Consider the following 18,159-nt stretch of genomic DNA (forward strand, 5'->3'; position numbering starts at 1 on the left):
GCCTCGCGTTTCTCAACAGCTCGAGGCGCCGCGCGCGGGCCCACCGGCCGCGACGAGACAATCCGTCATATAAAATGCTCGGGGGGTGATGACGCCGCGGATCCGGCGCCGAGCCAGGCGGTCGGGCGCGCGGTGTGGACGATGTCCCCGCGATGCACCGCCGCCCGCGATCGCGGCGACCGGCATCGACGCGGCGAGCGCAGCTCGCTGCCCACCGCTCGGCGCGGAGCTGGACCGGCGTGCAACGCGCGCGTGTCCCGCCCGGCGCGGACTGCGGCGAGGCCTTCAGGTGCCGCGGGCGGCGGTCGAGCTCTCGGTGATTGAGCGGCGGCGCGGCGCCGCCAGATGCGCTCGGCGCGCGCTCAGGTGCGCTCGCCGAGGTAGAGCCGGAGCGCGCGCGTGGCGCCCTTGCGATCGAACGGGACGCCGGCGAGATCCTCGCGCTTCGAGATCTGCTCGAAGAGCTTCATCAGGAACTCGAAGAACGCCTCGCATTCGCGGATGGCGGCGTCGAGCCGCTGTGGATCGAGCAGGTCGCTCTCCTCGAGCGCCGTCATCGCCGAGATGAACGCGTCGACGCGAGGATAGTCGCCCACCCTGAGCAGCGGGTAGCCCATCGCCCGGAAGTACGAGAGAAACTCGCGGACGAACGCGAAGCTCGCGATGCCCGTCCATCGATCGGGCGCCGGGCCGGTGGTGCGCGCCTTGCTCGCGAACGCGCGCGCGATCTGGGCGAACATCCACACGTCGCGCCGGAGGCGATCGCTCGTCGACCGCCGCGCGGCCTGATCGTCGAAGACGCGGCCCTCCTCGAGCTTCGCGCCGAGCGACCTGCCGATGAACAGGATCGCGTTCTGCAGCGCGGGGCGGAGGCCGTGCGCGACGGCGCGGAGGCGGACGCGGTACTCGGACTCGCTCACCAGCGCGTCGGCGGGCGGCAGGTCGTGCTCGAAGGCGCGGCGCATCTCGAGCCGCAGGTTCGCGGCGAGCCCGGTCAGGGCGGCCTTCGTGGAGAGCAGGCGGTGGCCCTCGGCGGCGAGCTCGTCGTGGCGCGCGACGATGTCGCTGGCGGGCACGCGCAGGAGATCGCGCTCGTAGCTGTCCGCGAGCAGCGCGCCCGCGCGGCGCCGGAGGTAGTTCGAGAGCGCGCGGGCGTCGCTGCGCAAGACCGCGAGCACGAGGTACCCGCGACCGGCGACACGGTGATCCGAGTGATCGAGCGCGATGGCGTCGAGCAGCCGGAGGTACCGGAGCATCCTGAACAGCGCGAGAAACGTGAGCGCCACGAGGCGGTGCGCCTGCTCGCCGGGCACGCGATGGATCAGCTCGAGCACCTGCGTCGACGCGATGCGATCGAACTCCGGGCGAAACTCGAGCGCGTGGAGCGGGTTGAAGAACGTGCTCTGGGCGATCTCGCGCATCGCTGTCGCGAGGTGGGCGTAGAAGAGCCTGAAGCTGATCCGCGGCAGCCGGAGAAGCCCGCCCGCGACCTCGATGAGGTTCGTGAACCCGTGCCGCAGCACGAAGAGGCTGGACTCGGGCGACTCCTGCGCCATCGTCGCGTGCAGGAGCCGCGTGCGCGCGGTGTCCTCCGGCATCACCGTCTCCAGGTAGCGCTGGAAGACGAAGGCGCGGTCGCGATCGCCGAGCATGGCGCGCGTCAGCTGGACCACGCGCGCCATGCCGTCGCGCGCGTGCTGGAGGTGCTCGTGGAAGTCGTGGCTGACGATCGTCTGGCGCTGCCCGGCGCCGGGGTGGTTCCGCGGGTTCGCGAAACAGGCGACGCCCTTCAGGAGGATCTCGAGCTCGAAGAGCGTCTCGTCCTTCTTGTCGGCCGCGAGGCGCGCGAACCACGCCTCGCGGGCTTGCTGCTGCTCCCGCCGCAGGCCGCGCGTGTCGCGGAGCAGCTCGGCGTAGGCGTTGCGGCCGGGGTAGCCCGAGCCGCGCAGGATCCCCGAAGCGTCGCTCGACACAGACGTGCTCCTCGGCGGCGGCGCGCTGCTAGTAGTTGCGTCGCTTGAAGTCGAAAGGGTAGGTCAGCACGGTCTCCTTGCCGCTCGGCGACCGCGCCCAGGTGGTCGACTTCGCGAGCTCCGCCATGCAGGACTCGACCTGCGGCGCGGTCACGTCGCTCTTGTCGCGCACGATGGTCGCCTCCTCGAAGGTGCCGTCGGGCTTCAGCTTGAGCTGCCACGTGACCCTGCCCTGCGCGCCCGGGTGCTTGCGGGCGTAGAGATCGAAGCAGCAGCGAAAGCCGTCACGCCTCGCCTTGATCGCGTCGACGAGCGGCTGCAGGCGATCGCTCGAGCCCGCGTCGGCGGAGGTCATCGCGTTGTTCATCACGACGCCGCCCTCGGGCGGCTCGTTCGTGATCTCGGAGGCGATCACCTTGCAGTCCTCGACCGTCTCGGGCGCCTTCTTACGAGCCGCTGGCTTGTCCGGCTGCGCCGGCGCGGCAGCGCCCGGGTCGGTGGCGCCCGGGGCCGCGGCGCCCGGGTCTGCGACGCCCGGGTCTGCGGCGGTGGCCGGCTGCGATGCCGGCGCAGGCGATGCGCCGAGCGACGCGCTGTCCGGCGGCGAGGGCGGCGCGGTGCCGCTCGAGCAGGCGCCGGACAGCGACAGCGTCGCGGCGAGGAGGACTCCGGTGAACACGGCGCTGGCAGTGGCGCAGGGACGCATGGCGCGCATACTAAACGGTTCGGATGAGCGGAGGCGAGGCGCCTTGTGTTTTTCTCCCCCGCGCGCCGGCAATCCGAGGTCTCCTCACGGCCGCCTTGAAGATTCCGCTGTCATTCATCGCTGGCGCCGCCATCGCCGCCGCTGCACCGGCAGGCTGCGATCCCATCGCCGAGCCGCAGCTGTGCGGGGAGATCCCCCAGGGAGGGTGCCCGATCGGCCGAGGGGGGAGCTGCGACGACGCGGCTTGCCGCGCCCTCCACGATTGCCTCGATGGCGCCTGGACGGAGGTCGCCCGCTGCGATCGACCGGGCGATCCTCCGCTGGACGCGGGCGCGGGCGGCGGAACGGACGGCGCGTGCGAGAGCGTGACGCTCGACCGCAGCGGCGAGGCGCGGGGCTGCACGCCCGCGCTGCAGCAGCCGGATTGCCCGGCGGAAGCCGCCGAGACATGCGCGGATGCCGCGTGCTGGACCGGCTGCATCGATTTCTTCCTCTGCACCGAAGAGGGGTGGAGAGGGGTCGCCACCTGCGATGAGCAGGGGCGACTCACCGTGATCCCGTGACGGATCGCCTCGTCGGCGCCAGCCTCCGTCGGCCGTCGCGGCGAGGCCCGCGCGGGGGCGGTCAGCCGGCCTTGAGGAAGGGGTTCCACTCGTCGAACGAGTGCGGCAAGCCGAGCAGGATCTGCATGGTCGCCGACCACCGCGGCGGCAGCGGCTGACGGATGAGCCGCATGCTGGCCTCGTCCGGCGTGCGCCAGCCCTTGCGGAGGTTGCACGTGCGGCAGGCGGTCACGAGGTTCTCCCAGGAATCCTCACCGCCGCGCGACCGAGGGAGCACGTGGTCGATGTTGAGATCGCGGACGGGCGGGCGGCGCGCGCAGTACTGGCACTGGTGCGCGTCGCGCAGCATCACGTTCTTTCGCGTGAGCCGGATCGTCGGGCGCCGCATGCGCTCGTAGCGGCGGAGGTGCAGGACGCGCGGCACGCGGAGCGAGCCGCCGACCACAGGGAGGCCGTCGTCCTTGTCCCGCACCGGCAAGCTTCGCCAGGTCGAGAAATCGTGGAGCTCGCCGAGCTCATCGATGGCGAGAGCGGCGCCGCCGAAGAGCAGCAGGAAAGCACGACGCGCCGTCGTGATCTGCACAGGCTGGAAGAAGCGGTTCACCACGAGGACGGGAAGAGCGAGCGGCTCGGTCCTGCGCTCGCGGTGAAACCCTGAAGACCCGTCGCCGAGATCGAGCTCCTCGTGAGGAGAGCCCCCCGGGACTGTAGCTACCCCGTCCGGCACGCTGGGGAGTGTAGCAACGAAAGCTCCCTTGAACATCCGGTGCTGCACCGCGGAAATTCTGCTGGAACTCCGCCGCCACGCCGCGCGCGCCTCGGGGCCTCGCCTCGAGCACCGCGCCCGCTCCGCCGACGCTCGGGCGCCGTCTCCAGGCCCCGCGGCCCGCACGGGGCCTGGAGGCCGGCGCCCGTGCCTTGCGGGCCGGGGGGGCGCCTCGCGCCGCGGACCGCTTTCGGTCGGGCGCCGGTTTCGCTAAGACGCGTCCATGTCGAGGGACGGTCGTCTCCGGGGTCGAGCCGCCGTGGTGGGGAAGCAGGTCGGATGACGGAGCAGCGCGAAGGTGCGGGGCCGGAGCGGGCGACCGGCGCAGAGCCGCCCGCCGGTTCGCCCTGGGACGATCCGATCGAGCGCGCGCCGCTCGTGTTCCTCGATCTCGAGATGACGGGCCTCCGCCCAGAGAGCGACCGCGTGATCGAGGTCTGCGCCGAGCGGATGCGGGGGGACACGTGCGAGGACGCAATCACGTCGCTCGTGCGGCCCGAGCCGGGCGTGTTCGGCAACGCGCACGTGCACGGCATCGATCCGCAGCACCTCGCGGGCGCGCCCACGTTCGCCGAGCTCTGCGATCGCATCGATCAGGTGACAGAGGGCGCGGTGCTCGTCGCCCACGCGGCCGCGTGGGACGTCGCGTTCCTGGAGGCGGAGCTTGCACGGGCGGGGAGGGCGAAGCGCGTCCCGCACTACCTCGACACGCTCGTCCTCTCCCGCCGGGCCTTCGCCCTTCCGAGCCACAGCCTCGCCTCCCTTTGCCGGGAGCTCGGCGTGCACCGCGAGCGCGCCCACCGCGCCGAGGACGACGTGCACGCCCTGCGCGCCGTGTTCCGCAAGGTCGTGGAGGTCCTCGCCCCGCGCACGCCGCGCGACCTGTGGCACGTCCGGATCGGCGAGCGCCACGCGCGCCCGGAGCTGGTCGCAGCGGCGGTGCACGCGGCCGAGCATGCCGCCACCGTGCGGGTGCGGTACCGGCCGGCGCGCCGTGGGCAGGAGGAGCTCGTGGTACGGGTAACGGGGGTGCGAACGGACCTCGACCCACCCCGGGTTCTCGGCTATCTGCTCCCGTCGCGCAGCCGCCGGGAGCTACGGGCCGATCGCATCCTGGCGATCGAGCCGATTTCACCGGGAGAACTCGGCCCGGACGGCACGCCGCAAAGGGCCTGAGATCCACGTGCGAATCCATTCGAATCGAAACGCGCCGACGAGAAGCTCCCTCGCTGTTCGCCTCGGCGGCTTGCTGACCGCGACCCTCCTCGCGTCGTGCTCGACGATGATCGGCCCGGAGTCCGCCCGCCCGCCGGCGGCGGAGAAGTGGCTCGCCCGCGCTCGACAGGAGTTTCAGTCCGCCGACGTCGACAACGCGCGTGATGCGGTCGCGAAGGCGCTGACGATCGCCCCGGCCGACACCGAGACACGCCTGCTCGCGGGGCGCATCGCGCTGGCCCGGCTCGACTACGCCGAAGCGCTGCGCCTCCTCAAGGGCGTCGCCGGCTCCGAGGCCGCCGGGCTCCGCGGGCGCGCGCTCTGGTACAAGGGCGACCTCGACGCCGCCGCCGACGAGCTCGAGGCGATGCTCGACGATCCGGAGGTGGTCGACGACTGGGCGAAGTCGATCGCGAAGCTGGCGCGGCGCGGGGCGGGGCGCGTGCCGTTCACGCTCTCGGGCGGGCTCCTGGCGGCGATCGAGATGCCCCACGTCAACCCCGCGGCTCCGTTCTTCGTCGTCCCGGTCGAGATCGACGGCGAGTCGGCGCTCGCGATGGTGTCGACCGGCACCGGCGAGGTGGTCCTCGACAGCAGCACGCGCAAGGAGCCGAGCTGGGTCTCCCTCCGCTTCGGCAGGAAGATCGAGGTCAACGACGTCCCGGCGCTCACGCAGGACCTCTCGGGCATCTCGAAGCAGATCGGCGCGCCGATCAAGGCGCTGCTCGGGGTGAACCTGATCCGGCACCTCAACGCGACCATCGACTACGGCGGCCGGCAGTTCGTCGTGCGCAGCTTCTCCCCGCCGGCGCCGCCCGACGCGACGCGCGTCGACGTGGCCTTCATCAAGGGCGGCGGCATGGTGCTGCGCAGCAGCCTCGGGCCCGACAAGACGGTGCAGGGGCCGATGCTCATCGACACGTCGATGACGTTCCCGATCGCGCTCGACAAGGAGGGCTGGAAGAAGGCCGGCTTCGAGGCCGACGGGCTGAAGCGGGTCGAGCAGGATCCGGAGCAGAAGCTGAAGCAGGGCGTCGTGCCGATGCTGCGGCTCGGCGCGCTGGAGATCCCCAAGGTCCCGGGCGTGTACGGGGCGCCGCTCCAGGCGGTCGAGAAGCAGCTCCAGCTCGATCTGGACGGCGTGATCGGCGCGGGGCTGCTCGCCTACTTCCGCGTCACCTTCGGCGACGGGGGTCGGCTCATGTGGATCGAGGACGACACCGCCATGAACAAGGTGCTCCAGGGCAGCGAGCCGGCGCCCTCGAACGAAGGGCAGGCCCCCGCCGCCCCTGCGGATGGGGCCGGCCCCGCTGGCGCGATAGGCTCGCCTGCGCCCCAGGCGCCGCCGTCCCCCGCGCCGGCCTCGCCCGCGGCCGCGCCGAAGTCGCCCCCGCCTGCGGCTGCTCCCAAGCGGACGCCGGACCAGTGAGCGCCATGCCCAAGGAACTGCTGGCGGTTTATGCGGGGAGCTTCGATCCGATCACGTTCGGTCACCTCGACCTGATCGAGCGGGCGTCGAAGCTGTTCGATCAGGTGATCGTCGCGGTCGGCCGGCATCCGACGAAGCACCCGCTCTTCACCTACTCGGAGCGGCTGGAGCTGCTGCGCCAGACCACGAGCGAGGTGACGAACGCGCGGATCGACTCGTTCGAGGGGCTGCTCATCCAGTACTGCCAGCGGGTCGGCGCGCGGGTGATCGTCCGCGGCCTGCGCGCGGCGACCGACTTCGAGTACGAGCTGCAGATCGCCCACGCGAACGCGGACATGCTCCCCGGCGTCGACACCGTGTTCCTGCCGACGCGCACCCACTACGGCTTCGTCTCGGCGTCGCTCGTGCGCGAGATCGCGAGCCACGGCGGCGACGTCAGCCACTACGCGCCCGCCGTCGTCTGCGACGCGCTGCGGGCGAAGTTCGGCGCCGCGAAGCCCTGAGCGCCGGCGCGCTCAGTAGGTCCCGAACGGGGTCGGCATCAGCAGCAGCACGAAGAGGAGCAGCGTCACCACCGCGATCGCCTTGCGCGCCGGCGACAGCTCGCCAGGCTCCGTGGGAGGGTGCTCCCGCCCGCCCATCCGCAGCATCAGGTAGACCACGCCGAACCACGTGAGCCACGGCATCCCGTTGGCGACCCCGGCGCGGAGCGCGTCGGAGAGCCCGTCGGCGATGAAGTGCCGGGTGAAGTAGACGACGTTACCGACGAAGAGCGCGAGCATCAGGAAATGCGCGGCGCGGCTGTAGCGGTCCTGCTGCTTGCCGAACAGCGCGTAGGCGACGTGCCCGCCGTCGAGCTGGCCGACCGGGAAGAGGTTGAACGCCGTGATGAGCAGCCCGGCCCACCCGGCCATCGCCGCGGGGCCGAGGAAGACGTCGTGGCTCTCCGGGATCGGGCCGACAGCGAGCCGCCTCAGCAGGAGGTAGAGCAGGCTCCGCCCCTCCTGCAGCGCGGGTCCCGACGTGGCGTGCACCTCCGACTGCATCAGGCCCACGACGAGGACCGGGAGCGCCACCACCAGGCCGGCCAGCGGTCCGGAGGCGCCGATGTCGAGCAGCGCGTTCCGCGATTTGATCCTGCCCTTCATCGAGATCACCGCGCCCATCGTGCCGAGCGGGCTGACGATCGGGAGCGGGATGAAGTAGGGGAGCGACGCCTCGACCCCGTGCGCGCGCGCCGCGAAGTAGTGCCCGAACTCGTGCGCCAGGAGGATCGACAGGAAAGGCACCGCGAACGGCCACGTCTGCGGCAGCGCCTTCACGAGGGCGAGCACGCTGTCGTCCTCCGGACTGATCGGAGCCCAGAGGGTGCCGGCGACGAACACCGAGACGACCGTCAGGCAAAAGAGCGCGAGGTTCTTCTTCCAGCGAAGCGGAGGCGGACGCGAGGCGGCTGCAGCGCTCGGTCCTGGGGAGCTCGCCGTCGCAGGAGCCAGCTCGGCCTCCACGTCGAGCGGGCTCGGGGAGGAGAATCGACGATCGTCGGTCATGCGCCGCTAAGCGTGGCCGTCTCCTCGTCGGCGCTCAAGCGATCCGCGCGCTTCTGCGTCCGGACGGGCAGCTCGCCGCGTGCCGCGTTGCCGGAGCGCACGCCGCGCGCTGCCTCGTTCGGCGCGCGACCTGTCCCCCCCCCCGGCGCTCGATGGCGGTCCCAGCAGGCTCCGCCAGGCTCGTGCGCGGCACCGGATGACTTTGCGCGTCATCCCTTGCGTGCTCGTCCTCCGGCGGAGCCAGCCCGGTCGGCGGGAGCGAGCGCGCCGGCCTGGGCTCCTCGCAAGAGGTCGCGCGCGGCCGTCGGTCGGTGCGGGCGCGAACCTCCTGCTGCGTCGGGCCGGGCTGCGCTCTCTTCTGCGCTGCCTCTGCGCGCCTTTGCCCTTCGGCGGGCGCGACTGCGCTACGCTCGATCCCATGCCTCCTGCTCGCGTCGCCGCCGAAGCGCTCGTGGGCAGGCTCCTCTGCAACAAGTACCGCGTCGTGCAGCTGCTCGGCAGCGGCGGGGTCGGGCACGTCTACCTCGCCGATCGCATCGGCAGGCCCCAGGAGGCCGCGCCGTCGCGCGTCGCGGTCAAGGTCCTCCGGGCGGAGCTCCGCGACGATCCGCTGGTCGTTGCGCGGTTCGAGCGAGAGGCCGGCGCCGCGTCGCGCGTCCGCCACCCCAACGTCCTCGGCGTCGAGGCGCTCGAGCGCGCCGGCGATACGCCGTGCTTCGCGATGGAGCTGCTCGTCGGCCTCGATCTCGCCGACACGCTGAGCTTCACGCACTGGCTCGTCCCCGCGCGAGCGGTCCGGATCGCCGCCGACCTCGCCGCGGGCCTCGAGGCCGCGCACCGCGCCGGCGTGATCCACCGCGACGTGAAGCCGGAGAACGTGTTCCTCGTGCACGCTGCCGACGGGCGCGAGCTCGTCAAGCTGCTCGACTTCGGGTTCTCGTTCATCGAGGGCCAGGGCGAAGGCGCGCGGCTCCCCCGGGTCGTCGGGACGCCGGAGTACATGGCGCCCGAGCAGGCGCAGGGCGCTCCGGCGGCGCCCGCCGCCGACGTCTACTCCCTGGGCATCGTGCTCTACGAGATGCTCGCGGGCCGTGTGCCGTTCCAGGGCCCGTACCCGGCGATCGCGGAGAAGCACGGGCGCGAGCCGCCGCCGCCGCTGCACCGGCTGCACCCAGGGCTCCTCATCTCGCGCGAGCTCGACGCCGTTGTGCGCAAGGCGCTCGTGAAGGATCCGCGCGGCCGGTTTCCCTCGATGGCGGAGCTGCGGCAGGCGCTGCTCGCGACGCCGGAGGCCAGCGCCGGGGCGCCGCTTGCCGCCCAGCCGGACGCAGCCCCGCCGCCGGCCCCCGGGATCGGGCACTGGGGTACCAAGCCGTGAAGCCCGCTCGCTCCGGAGACTTCCGTCGGTCCCCCTGCGCCTCGGCTTTGCTCTCACGGCGAAGCCCTGCTAGACGGCCGTTAGCATCTCTTGTTCCGGGCGACAGCCGGATCCGCTCGTCAGGCCGATGCAGGCCGAGGCGAGCGAGCCGGCACGGTTCGGAGGTCCGCGGACGCGGGCCTCATCTGCGCGGGTCGGCTCTCCAGGGAGTCCTGGAATCCCACCATCGCGCGCCAGTCGTCCTCCACTCCCTCCAGGCGCTGCCTGGTGCTTTCTCGGTTACTCACTATGGGTCGCGCGACCCCATCTCCCGATAACGGAACAGCGGCGATTCAAGAGGCCGAACTCCCGATGTATGAGAGCCGCAGCGCCCCCGGGCTACGCGCGGGGCCCGAAGGCGAGCCTATGCCGACGGACACAGGCGTCCTCGACGCCGATCCGTTCCGCGTCGAGTTCGTCGACGAAGACATCCCCACCCCGCGTCGCTACCAGGTCATTTTCGACGAGGCGCGGATCGATCCAGACGTCCAGAAAGTCGTGCGTCGTCTCGTCCGCCATGGCTATCAGGCCTACTTGGTAGGCGGCTGTGTGCGAGATTTGCTGCTCGATCGCCGCCCGAAGGATTTCGACGTCGCCACAAGCGCCCGGCCGGAGGAGGTCCGCGAGCTGTTCCGCAACTCGCGCATCATCGGCCGGCGGTTTCGCCTGGTGCACGTCCTCTTTCAGGGCGGGAAGGTCATCGAGGTGGCGACCTTCCGCCGCAACCCGAAGGAGGACTCCGAGGACGGGAGCGAGCTGCTCATCCGGAGCGACAACGCGTTCGGCGTCGCGCACGAGGACGCCGTCCGCCGCGACTTCCGGATCAACGCGCTCTTCTACGACGTGGAGGCGCGGCAGATCCTCGACTGGGTCGGCGGCATGGATGACGTGCGCCGCCAGGTGGTCCACACGATCGGCGACCCGGAGACGCGCTTCCGCGAGGATCCGATCCGCATCCTGCGCGCCCTCAAGTTCGCCGGCCGGCTGGGCTTCGCGATCACCCCGGACGTCTACGATGCGGTCGTCTACTGCCGCGACGCGCTCGCGCTCGCGGCGCGCCCGCGCCTCTCGGAGGAGATCCTGCGCCTGCTGCGCGGCGGCCAGGCGCGCCGCACCATCTACCTCGCGTGGGAGACGGGGGTGCTCGACGTCCTCTTGCCGGAGGTCTCGGCGCTGCTCTACGACGATCGCGGCGACGACGGCCCGGGCCAGCGCGTCTGGCGCGTGCTCGACTACGTCGACCGGCGCACCGCCGCGGACCGGCCGCTCGACGACACGGTGCTCTGGACGCTCCTGCTCCTCGAGCCGATGAAGGAAGCCTGCGACGGGGTCCGCGACCGCGCCGCGGCGGTCGCCGACTTCCTCGAGCCGCTCATCGAGCGGCTGGCCATCTCCCGCCGCTACGCCGACGGCATGCGCCGCATCGTCGCCGTCCTGCCGAGGCTGGCCGGCGGCCGCGCCGGCCGCTTCGCGCGGACGGACATCTTCCAGCCCGCCCTCGACGTGCTGGCCGCCGAGCTGACCGCGCGCGGGGAATCCACCGAGGCGATCGACCGGCTCCGCTCCGCCCCGCAGCCGCGGCGCCACCACGCCGATGCCGCGCAGCACCGGCGCTGATCGGCGTCTGACCGTGGCCGGCGCTCGCCGACGGTGAAAGCCGGTGACGAGGGCGCGGACGGACCAGCCGGCGTGGAACATCGCCGGGGTTTCTGGTTTCATAACAGCCCCCTGATGTCCTCTCCGGCCGCGCGCCTGCGCCCTGCTCGTCCGCCCGCTGTCTCCGCGTCCCGGCGCCGGCTCGGCGGCTGGGCGCGCAGCCTGCTCGTGCTCGCGCTCGCCTGCGCCGTGTCGCCGCTCGCGGACGCGCAGGTGTCGCTCCTGCACGAGTTCATCGCGCCGGACCCGGCGGAGGACGTCTCGCTCGCCACGACGACGCTCGACGGAGGGCTCCCGGCGGCGATCCAGACGCCGAGCGGCCTGGCCACGGCGCCCGATCCGCAGCGCCCGCCGTCGAACCAGCAGCAGGTCTACAGCAACGTCGGGTCCGACGCCGGTCCCGAGGCGTCCTACGAGCCGGATCGAGACACCCGCCGGCCGAACGTCGAGCGCTACGACGATCCGTTCTCCCCGGCGACCGCGCCGTTCAAGCGGCTGCAAGCCTACGACGCGGTGAGGGCGGACTACTCGCTCGTCGTCCGCGATCGAAGCCTGAAGACCCTCAAGGCCGACGGCTCGGTCGCGGCGGGCGACGAGGCGTTCTACGGGGACATTTCGGTCGATCTCGTGCCGAACGAGCCGGTCCGGATCCCGACGGTCGGGCCGGACACGCGGCTCGTGCGCATGCACGTGAACCCCGACACACCGGTCGTCGTGCTGCGCGACGGCGCCGACAACTGGTTCGTGCGCGGCACGAAGAGCGCGCGCGTCCGGCTGGTCGTGCAGCTCGCGATCGCGCGCGCGACCTTCGGCAGCGATTTCGCCGACGTCGACTGGGGCAAGCTCGCGCAGTACCGCACGCCGCAGGAGGCGTCGCACGAGGCGGCGTTCCGGCAGGTCGCCCAGGCGATCGGCATCTCGCCCACGATGCGGCCGCGCGACGTCGTGCAGAAGATGGTCGAGTACTTCCGGTCGTTCACCCCGTCGGACGACCCGCCCAAGGGGAACGGCGATATCTACCTCGACCTCGCGCTCTCGCGAAAAGGCGTGTGCCGCCACCGCGCCTTCGCGTTCCTCGTCACGGCCCTGCACATCGGGATCCCCGCGCGGATGGTCGTCAACGAGGCGCACGCCTGGGTCGAGGTCTTCGACGGCTCGCTCTGGCACCGCATCGATCTCGGGGGCGCCGCCCTCAACATGGACCAAGAGGTCGATCCGAGCCGCCCGCCCTACGTGCCGCCGCCGGACCCCTACAGCTGGCCGGAGCAGCGCGACTCGGGCCAGGATCTCGCCGAGCGGACGCGCGCCGAGCAGATGCAGCAGGGGCCGCCCGGCCCGGGCGCTTCCGGTAGCAGCGCCGCCGCGCCGCCGCCGCCTCCACCGCCGGCGCCCACGTCCACGAGCGACGCGGCCGGGCGCGCGGAGCGCACCGACGTGGTCGTGACCGCGCTGGACAAGGACATCCGCCGCGGCTTTCCTCTCCACCTGCAGGGGCAGGTCAGCAGCGACGGGGCGCCGTGCGGGCACGTCCGCGTCGACGTGATCCTGACGGGGAACGCCGCGCCGCAGGGCGTGGCGATCGGCTCGCTGTCGACCGATGAGCGAGGCCGCTACGACGGGGCCGTGATCATCCCCGGCGACTTTGCGCTCGGCGACTACGAGCTCGCGGTCGCGACGCCGGGCGACGTCCGCTGCAAGGCCGGCCGCACCGAGACGGCCGCCCCGTGAGGGATGCGCCGGAACGCGCCCCGGAGCCCCCGCGCGTGGCGGTCGGCGCCGTCGTGATCGAGCGCCGCCCGGACGCGTCCGGTGCGCCCTGCGTGCTCCTCGTCCGTCGCGCTCACCCCCCGCTCGAGGGCGCATGGTCGCTCCCCGGCGGTCGCGTGGAGCCAGGAGAGCGGCTCGCAGACGCTGTCGCCCGCGAGATCCGCGAGGAGACGGGCCTCGAGATCCGCGTCGGCCCGCTCGTGGAGGTCGTGGAGATCGTAGAGATTCCGTATCACTACGTGATCCTCGATTACCTGTGCGAGTCGACCGGAGGTGTCCTCGCTCCAGGCGACGACGCCTCCGAGGTGGCCCTCGTGCCAGTCCCCGAGCTGCCGGCCTATGGTCTCGCCGACGTCGCGCTCCGCGTGATCCATCGGGCCCTGGCGATGGCGACCGCGGGCTGAGACCTCGCGATGCGGGGAGAGCCCGACTGGGCGCAGCCCGCGGAGGCGGGATGTCGCCCGAGGCGCGACTCTCCACGTTGAGAGTCCAAGGTCGTGTGGTGACAGCATTATTTTGCCGCCTTACTGCCCACGACATGCGCCGGTGACAGCGCTAGGTTTCACGTGGGTGTCGGGATGAGCGCTGGTTCAGCGATCGTGAAGGGTATGGTGGTTGTCGCGGCGGCGACCCTGCTCTTTTCTCCTCTCTGCTTCGCTCGGCCCGAGGCCGACGGCGCTGGCCTCTTCGCGCTGCCGGCGCCGCGCGCATTGCGCGCCGCCGCGCCGCCCGGCGCGCGGGGCGCGCCCGACAGCTCAGGCGGGTTCGCGGCGCGGATCGCGCGAACGCTCTCAAGGACCGTCGAGCGGGTGGCGCGCTCGGGTATCGCCCCGATGTTCCTCGGCCTGCACGGGTTCGGTGTGACCGTATCCGGTGAAATGTGATGAGCGCGGCTACCCTGCCATAAGCAATGGCTGAGCGAGCGCGCGTCGGGCGCTCGTGGCGCTTCCGTCAACTCGAATTCGCGCGGGTGTCGACCACGGCGTCTGCATTGCGGCGCTTCTGGAGACAGCGTAAACCGGTAAGCCTATGAGCTCGACGCGAAGAGCGAGGAAGGAGGAACAGAAGGAGGAGCGACGGCGGCTCATCATCGACGCAGCCTGGCAGCTGTTCCAGGAGACCCCGTTTATCGAGGTCACCATGGCTCAGGTCGCCGAGCGCACCAGGCTCGCAAAGGGCACCCTCTACCTCTATTTCACCACCAAAGAGGAGCTCTTCCTCGCGGTCGTGGATCAAGAGCTCGCGAAGTGGTTCCATGAGGTGGAGTTCCGCCTGACGCATTTCGGCGCGTCCCAGGGCGAGGCGACCGCGGCGCGCCCCCGGCCCTCGCGAGCGCGCCGCGGCGCGTCCGCGGCGTCCACCCCGGATGCCGCGGCCGGCATCGCCTCGATCCTGTCGACGACCCTGGTGGCGCGCGACGCGATGACGCGCTTGCTCTCCATCCTCCACAGCGTCCTCGAGCAGAACGTCAGCTACGAGGCCGCCCTCCGCTTCAAGCTTTCGCTCCTCGCTCACGTCGAGCGCACCGGAGCGCTGCTCGAGCGGTGCCTGCCGTCGCTCACGCCCGGGCAGGGCGGCCCGATCCTCGTCCGCATGTATGCCCTGCTCATCGGCATGCGCCAGGTCTGCGACCCCAGCGACGTGATCCGCGATATCCGCAGCCGGCCTGAGATGGGCCTTTTCCGGATCAACTTTGGCGAGGAGATCCGGGCCTCGTTTGCCATCCTCCTGAGCGGAGCGATCGCGCCGCCGCTCGGGTCCGAGCGGCTCGGCGCCCCGGTCCTCCGCGGGATGACCTCAGTGGAGCGGCGCCGCCCGGAGGGGTGAAAAGCGCGCGCTCACCACGGATCTCGCGCCGACATCGGCGGCAGGTGATCGGCGAACGGCTGGTTGAGGATGCGGGCGATGACGGATTTCCACGTGGTCGCGTCGTTCTCGAAGTCCTCGTGCCGTCGCGCCTCCGAGCCGTGGGGAGGGGGCCTCGTGTTGGGCCCCTTGATCCACTCCGCCCGCGGAAACACGGTGGGCCGATCCTCCCTGTTCTCCGTGAGGAGCGTGAGGACGTCGGCGTTCTCCGGGTCGAGGAGCCCCGCCTCCATGCCGAGCAGCGAGACGCCGCTCGTGCCGGGCACCCGCGGGCGCCGCTCGAGCGCGTTCGAGACCAGGTAGAGGAGCGACCTGCCGTACACCTCGCAGTGGTCCTGGAGCTCCGCCTCGTCCGTGAGCGTGAACAGGGCGAACCGGCGGACCATGCCGCTCTTGATCGACGGCATGTACGTGTCGCGGAACGCGTCGATGGCGCTCGCCGGAGCGAGCAGGGAGAGCGAATCGATCGGGAGCCCGAGCCCGAGCTGACCCCGCATCGGACCGCCCTCGATCTTCCTGCCCTTCTCCGAGGTGACCAGCTGGACCAGCGGCGCGAGCAGGAACGTGCCGCTGGAGTGGGCGACCAGGTGGAGCTCGATCCTCGGGTCCCTGTCCATCAGCGACGCGAGGCGGCCGATCATCTCGCGGAGGCCGCCGTGATCGGCGTCCATCGTCGCGTCGCCCGCGGCGAGCTTCATGCGATCCCACTCGGCCTTGCCGCCCATGCGCCGGACGAGCGGCTCCAGGGCGTCGTCGCGCCGATCGATCATGAACCCGAACGCCCGGGGATCATAGCCGTCGTGGCGGCGGCCCTCCGTGGCGCGGTGGAGGATCTCGAGGAGGCGCGGGTAGTGGTCGGTGTCCCAGAGGAGCTCCAGGGGATAGATCTCGTGGCCGAGCAGCTTCGGCCGGAGGCGCGACATCCGGTTGATGGCGTCGATCTGCCGGCGGAGCCCGCCGCCCGCGACGAGCAGGAGCCGGCGGCGCCTCCAGCCCTCGGTCGCGCTCAGGAAGTCTTCTTCCATGATGATGCGGACGTCCTCCGAGGACGTGCCGTAGGCCCCGCGCTGCTGGAGCTGACCGTGCATGTCGACGCTGATGAGGTGCGGCCGCAGGCTGGCGAACGTGCGGCTCGCGGACGTGAGCGGGCGCAGCGAGCGCGGCTGGCTCAGGCGGATGGGGACGCCGAGCCGCCCGACCCACGCGTCGAAGCCGTACTGGAGCCAGTCGTCGTAACAGAGCCGCCCGAAGCCGCTCTTGCCCCAGCCGGGGCCCCAGGAGTTCTGGAGCCAGAAGCCCTCCGCGTCATACCCCACGATCGTGAAGGCATGGCCGCCCCAGGGCGCGATGAACGGGTTCGTCTTGTCGACCGGCGGGATGATGCCGTTCTTCTGCGTCCCGTAATACCAGCCGTTGAACGGGATGAGCGCCGAGGCCGCGATGATCCCGACCTCCGCGAGGGCGTTGTGCATCGCCGGGAGGTCCTTGTGGTTCACCCTTTGATACAGGCCGAGCGGCCGGAGCATCGCGTCCGCGGCGCGCTCCGGCGTGAGCGTGCCGTGGAGATCGTTCGGGTCCCACGGCCACTGCTCACAAGAGCAAATACCGTGTTTGTGCCAACCCTTCATGGCGCCCCTCAGGCTGGAGCCCCTCGCGTCGTCCTCGCCCGGGTACTCGTCGTATCGGCGCGCCATCGTGTACACCATGTTCTGGCTCACGAGGCCGTACTCCGGGGAGACCTTGCGCTTGCGCAGCAGGAAGTGGGCCACGGTGGCGACCGTGAAGCCGGTACAGCCGTTGTTCCTGCCCTGGTCGAGCACGGGCACGCCGTAATCCATGAAGCGCTCCGGTGGCATGACCGGAGGCACCTCGATCATCGTCGGACGATAGAGGGTGTCGCGGAAATCGAGGACGTCAGCGCGCGCGTCGGTCGTGATGTCCCCGTGACGCTCGGCGAAACGCTCAGAGTCGATCATGGCTTTCGATCTCGTGAAGTCACCGAGTGTCGCACGGGCGGCGCTCCCGGCAAAGTCGGCTGCGCCCGCCCCTAGGGCGAGTCTGCTCGTGCTAGCGTCGCACGAGGCGGCGCCGCCGCGCCCCGGCCAGAGGTGGGATGAGCGAGGACAGCCGCACAGGGGGAGGAGACGAGAGCGCGCAGGGCGACGTCGGCGACGTCGTACCGCGGCTCGAGGCCGAGGTGCTGAGGCGACTCACGTCGTTCCGAGGCCGGCTCGGGAGCGAGCTCGGCGCGCTGTTCGACGCGCTCGCCGCGCGCCTCAGGCTCCTCGAGGGCGAGCCGGGCGAGGGCTACTTCTCCCACCCGACGGCGCTTCCGGTGCTCGAGCTGCCGCTCTGGGTCACGACGCGGCCCGGCGGGCCGGCGCCCGATCCGGACGCCGGATCGCGGGCGCTTCCGCCGCTCGCTGTCGATCTCGCCGAGGCGGCGGCGGTCGGGTACCTGCACGTCCGCATCGAAGACGACCTGCTGGACGAAGGGGTCGGCGAGCCCGGCGCGGCGGTGCTCCTGTCCGGGGCGTTGTTCGCTCGCCACCAGGCGCTGCTCGCTCGCTCGCTGCCCGGCGGGAGCCCGTTCTGGGGCCTCTTCGAGGAGGTCTGGCTGGGATACGGCGAGGCGATGCTCCTCGAGCGGCGGCTGCACCGGGGCGGAGGTCCGCGCGACGCCGCCACGTTCCGGCGGGTGCTCGCCCGCTCGCGCCCGCTCGTGCTCCCGGCGGCCGCGGCCCTGTTCGCGCTGTCGCAGGCCGAGCACCTCGCGGCCCTCGAGGAGTTCGTCTCGGCGCTCGCCGCAGCGCACCAGCTGTTCGCGGACCTGCTGCACGCCGAGAAGGATCGCGCGCTCGGGAACGCGACGTACGTGCTCGCTCGGCTCGGAGCGCAGGTCGAGGCGAGGGATGAAGGACAGCCTCAGCCGAGCGGCGCCGCCCTCGCCGGAGGCGAGCTGCGTCACGATCCGGCGGGGCGCGGCGCGACGGCCCTGCGCGCGCAGCTGTTCGCGCGTGGCGGCTTCGACGCCATCCTGGAGGAGGCGCGTTGTGAGCTCGCTCGCGCCGAGGTCGCCGCCAGGGCGCTCGGGCTGCCGGAAGCCGCGCGCTTCTGCAAGAAGCGCGGGCAGTACATGACCGAGATCCAGCGGCGCGTATTCCTCGCGTTCTTCGGCGCGCTCACCGGCGAGCCCGTCGCGAACGGCGGCGCGCCGCGCTGAACCGGCGCGCGGGCGCGGTGCGCCGCGG

Annotated in this window: 16 protein-coding genes; 11 read left to right on the forward strand and 5 right to left on the reverse strand. The window is 71.8% G+C overall.

Translation table 11 applies throughout. The annotated features are described in order from the left end of the window. Positions 1–362: 362 nt before the first annotated feature. Positions 363–1,973: a hypothetical protein gene (locus WMF36_RS08960; protein WP_437579196.1), complete on the reverse strand. Its 1,611-nt coding sequence runs from the start codon at positions 1,971–1,973 to the stop codon at positions 363–365. A gap of 28 nt (positions 1,974–2,001) precedes the next feature. Next, positions 2,002–2,679, reverse strand: a complete 678-nt coding sequence (locus WMF36_RS08965) for an AgmX/PglI C-terminal domain-containing protein (protein WP_437579197.1) — start codon at positions 2,677–2,679, stop codon at positions 2,002–2,004. 95 nt (positions 2,680–2,774) lie between these two features. Here WMF36_RS08965 and WMF36_RS08970 point away from each other — a divergent pair, with 95 nt between their 5' ends. Further along, positions 2,775–3,242: a hypothetical protein gene (locus WMF36_RS08970; RefSeq protein WP_437579198.1), complete on the forward strand. Its 468-nt coding sequence runs from the start codon at positions 2,775–2,777 to the stop codon at positions 3,240–3,242. A 61-nt stretch (positions 3,243–3,303) separates the two neighbouring features. On the opposite strand, the gene WMF36_RS08975 is transcribed toward WMF36_RS08970, so the two are convergent. Next, positions 3,304–4,005, reverse strand: coding sequence for an HNH endonuclease (locus WMF36_RS08975; protein ID WP_437579199.1), 702 nt, complete (start codon positions 4,003–4,005; stop codon positions 3,304–3,306). 282 nt (positions 4,006–4,287) lie between these two features. Here WMF36_RS08975 and WMF36_RS08980 point away from each other — a divergent pair, with 282 nt between their 5' ends. The 3 genes from WMF36_RS08980 to coaD all read left to right on the forward strand — a co-directional run bounded on the left by WMF36_RS08980 (position 4,288) and on the right by coaD (position 7,155). After that, complete coding sequence (locus tag WMF36_RS08980; protein ID WP_437579200.1) at positions 4,288–5,184, forward strand: 3'-5' exonuclease; 897 nt, start codon at positions 4,288–4,290, stop codon at positions 5,182–5,184. A 70-nt stretch (positions 5,185–5,254) separates the two neighbouring features. Continuing rightward, positions 5,255–6,652, forward strand: coding sequence for a tetratricopeptide repeat protein (locus tag WMF36_RS08985; RefSeq protein ID WP_437579201.1), 1,398 nt, complete (start codon positions 5,255–5,257; stop codon positions 6,650–6,652). Positions 6,653–6,657: 5 nt separating this feature from the next. Beyond that, positions 6,658–7,155, forward strand: coding sequence for a pantetheine-phosphate adenylyltransferase (coaD, locus tag WMF36_RS08990; protein WP_437488504.1), 498 nt, complete (start codon positions 6,658–6,660; stop codon positions 7,153–7,155). Between the two features lie 12 nt (positions 7,156–7,167). On the opposite strand, the gene WMF36_RS08995 is transcribed toward coaD, so the two are convergent. Beyond that, a complete protein-coding gene (locus WMF36_RS08995) occupies positions 7,168–8,202 on the reverse strand; it encodes a site-2 protease family protein (RefSeq protein WP_437579202.1) in 1,035 nt (344 codons plus the stop codon). A 418-nt stretch (positions 8,203–8,620) separates the two neighbouring features. On the opposite strand from WMF36_RS08995, the gene WMF36_RS09000 reads away from it, so the two are divergent. The 6 genes from WMF36_RS09000 (at position 8,621) to WMF36_RS09025 (ending at position 14,869) form a co-directional block, all read left to right on the forward strand. After that, entirely contained in the window at positions 8,621–9,580 is a 960-nt protein-coding gene (locus tag WMF36_RS09000; protein WP_437579203.1) for a serine/threonine-protein kinase, read from the forward strand. Positions 9,581–9,985: 405 nt separating this feature from the next. Then, complete coding sequence (gene pcnB, locus WMF36_RS09005; RefSeq protein ID WP_437579204.1) at positions 9,986–11,236, forward strand: polynucleotide adenylyltransferase PcnB; 1,251 nt, start codon at positions 9,986–9,988, stop codon at positions 11,234–11,236. Positions 11,237–11,350: 114 nt separating this feature from the next. Further along, positions 11,351–13,003, forward strand: a complete 1,653-nt coding sequence (locus tag WMF36_RS09010) for a transglutaminase-like domain-containing protein (RefSeq protein WP_437579205.1) — start codon at positions 11,351–11,353, stop codon at positions 13,001–13,003. After that, positions 13,000–13,446 carry an NUDIX hydrolase gene (locus tag WMF36_RS09015; protein WP_437579206.1) on the forward strand — a complete coding sequence of 149 codons (447 nt, stop codon included), beginning with the start codon at positions 13,000–13,002 and terminating at the stop codon, positions 13,444–13,446. The genes WMF36_RS09010 and WMF36_RS09015 overlap by 4 nt, the downstream gene beginning before the upstream one ends. A gap of 174 nt (positions 13,447–13,620) precedes the next feature. Then, positions 13,621–13,926: a hypothetical protein gene (locus WMF36_RS09020; RefSeq protein ID WP_437579207.1), complete on the forward strand. Its 306-nt coding sequence runs from the start codon at positions 13,621–13,623 to the stop codon at positions 13,924–13,926. Between the two features lie 145 nt (positions 13,927–14,071). Next, entirely contained in the window at positions 14,072–14,869 is a 798-nt protein-coding gene (locus WMF36_RS09025; RefSeq protein WP_437579208.1) for a TetR/AcrR family transcriptional regulator, read from the forward strand. An 11-nt stretch (positions 14,870–14,880) separates the two neighbouring features. On the opposite strand, the gene WMF36_RS09030 is transcribed toward WMF36_RS09025, so the two are convergent. Continuing rightward, complete coding sequence (locus WMF36_RS09030; protein ID WP_437579209.1) at positions 14,881–16,884, reverse strand: C1 family peptidase; 2,004 nt, start codon at positions 16,882–16,884, stop codon at positions 14,881–14,883. Between the two features lie 137 nt (positions 16,885–17,021). Between WMF36_RS09030 and WMF36_RS09035 the strand changes: the two genes are divergently transcribed. Then, complete coding sequence (locus tag WMF36_RS09035) at positions 17,022–18,131, forward strand: geranylgeranyl pyrophosphate synthase (protein WP_437579210.1); 1,110 nt, start codon at positions 17,022–17,024, stop codon at positions 18,129–18,131. Positions 18,132–18,159: the final 28 nt, after the last annotated feature.

The organism is Sorangium sp. So ce887, assembly GCF_051521455.1.
In the GTDB taxonomy this organism is placed as follows: domain Bacteria; phylum Myxococcota_A; class Polyangia; order Polyangiales; family Polyangiaceae; genus Sorangium.

Coding starts and splice junctions, on each gene's coding strand:
- WMF36_RS08995 (WP_437579202.1), bottom strand. CDS start 8,202: ATGACCGACGATCGTCGATTCTCCTCCCCGAGCCCGCTCGACGTGGAG.
- WMF36_RS08975 (WP_437579199.1), bottom strand. CDS start 4,005: ATGTTCAAGGGAGCTTTCGTTGCTACACTCCCCAGCGTGCCGGACGGG.
- WMF36_RS09025 (WP_437579208.1), top strand. CDS start 14,072: ATGAGCTCGACGCGAAGAGCGAGGAAGGAGGAACAGAAGGAGGAGCGA.
- WMF36_RS09000 (WP_437579203.1), top strand. CDS start 8,621: ATGCCTCCTGCTCGCGTCGCCGCCGAAGCGCTCGTGGGCAGGCTCCTC.
- coaD (WP_437488504.1), top strand. CDS start 6,658: ATGCCCAAGGAACTGCTGGCGGTTTATGCGGGGAGCTTCGATCCGATC.
- WMF36_RS09020 (WP_437579207.1), top strand. CDS start 13,621: ATGAGCGCTGGTTCAGCGATCGTGAAGGGTATGGTGGTTGTCGCGGCG.
- WMF36_RS09010 (WP_437579205.1), top strand. CDS start 11,351: ATGTCCTCTCCGGCCGCGCGCCTGCGCCCTGCTCGTCCGCCCGCTGTC.
- WMF36_RS08965 (WP_437579197.1), bottom strand. CDS start 2,679: ATGCGTCCCTGCGCCACTGCCAGCGCCGTGTTCACCGGAGTCCTCCTC.
- WMF36_RS09035 (WP_437579210.1), top strand. CDS start 17,022: ATGAGCGAGGACAGCCGCACAGGGGGAGGAGACGAGAGCGCGCAGGGC.
- WMF36_RS09030 (WP_437579209.1), bottom strand. CDS start 16,884: ATGATCGACTCTGAGCGTTTCGCCGAGCGTCACGGGGACATCACGACC.
- pcnB (WP_437579204.1), top strand. CDS start 9,986: ATGCCGACGGACACAGGCGTCCTCGACGCCGATCCGTTCCGCGTCGAG.
- WMF36_RS08980 (WP_437579200.1), top strand. CDS start 4,288: ATGACGGAGCAGCGCGAAGGTGCGGGGCCGGAGCGGGCGACCGGCGCA.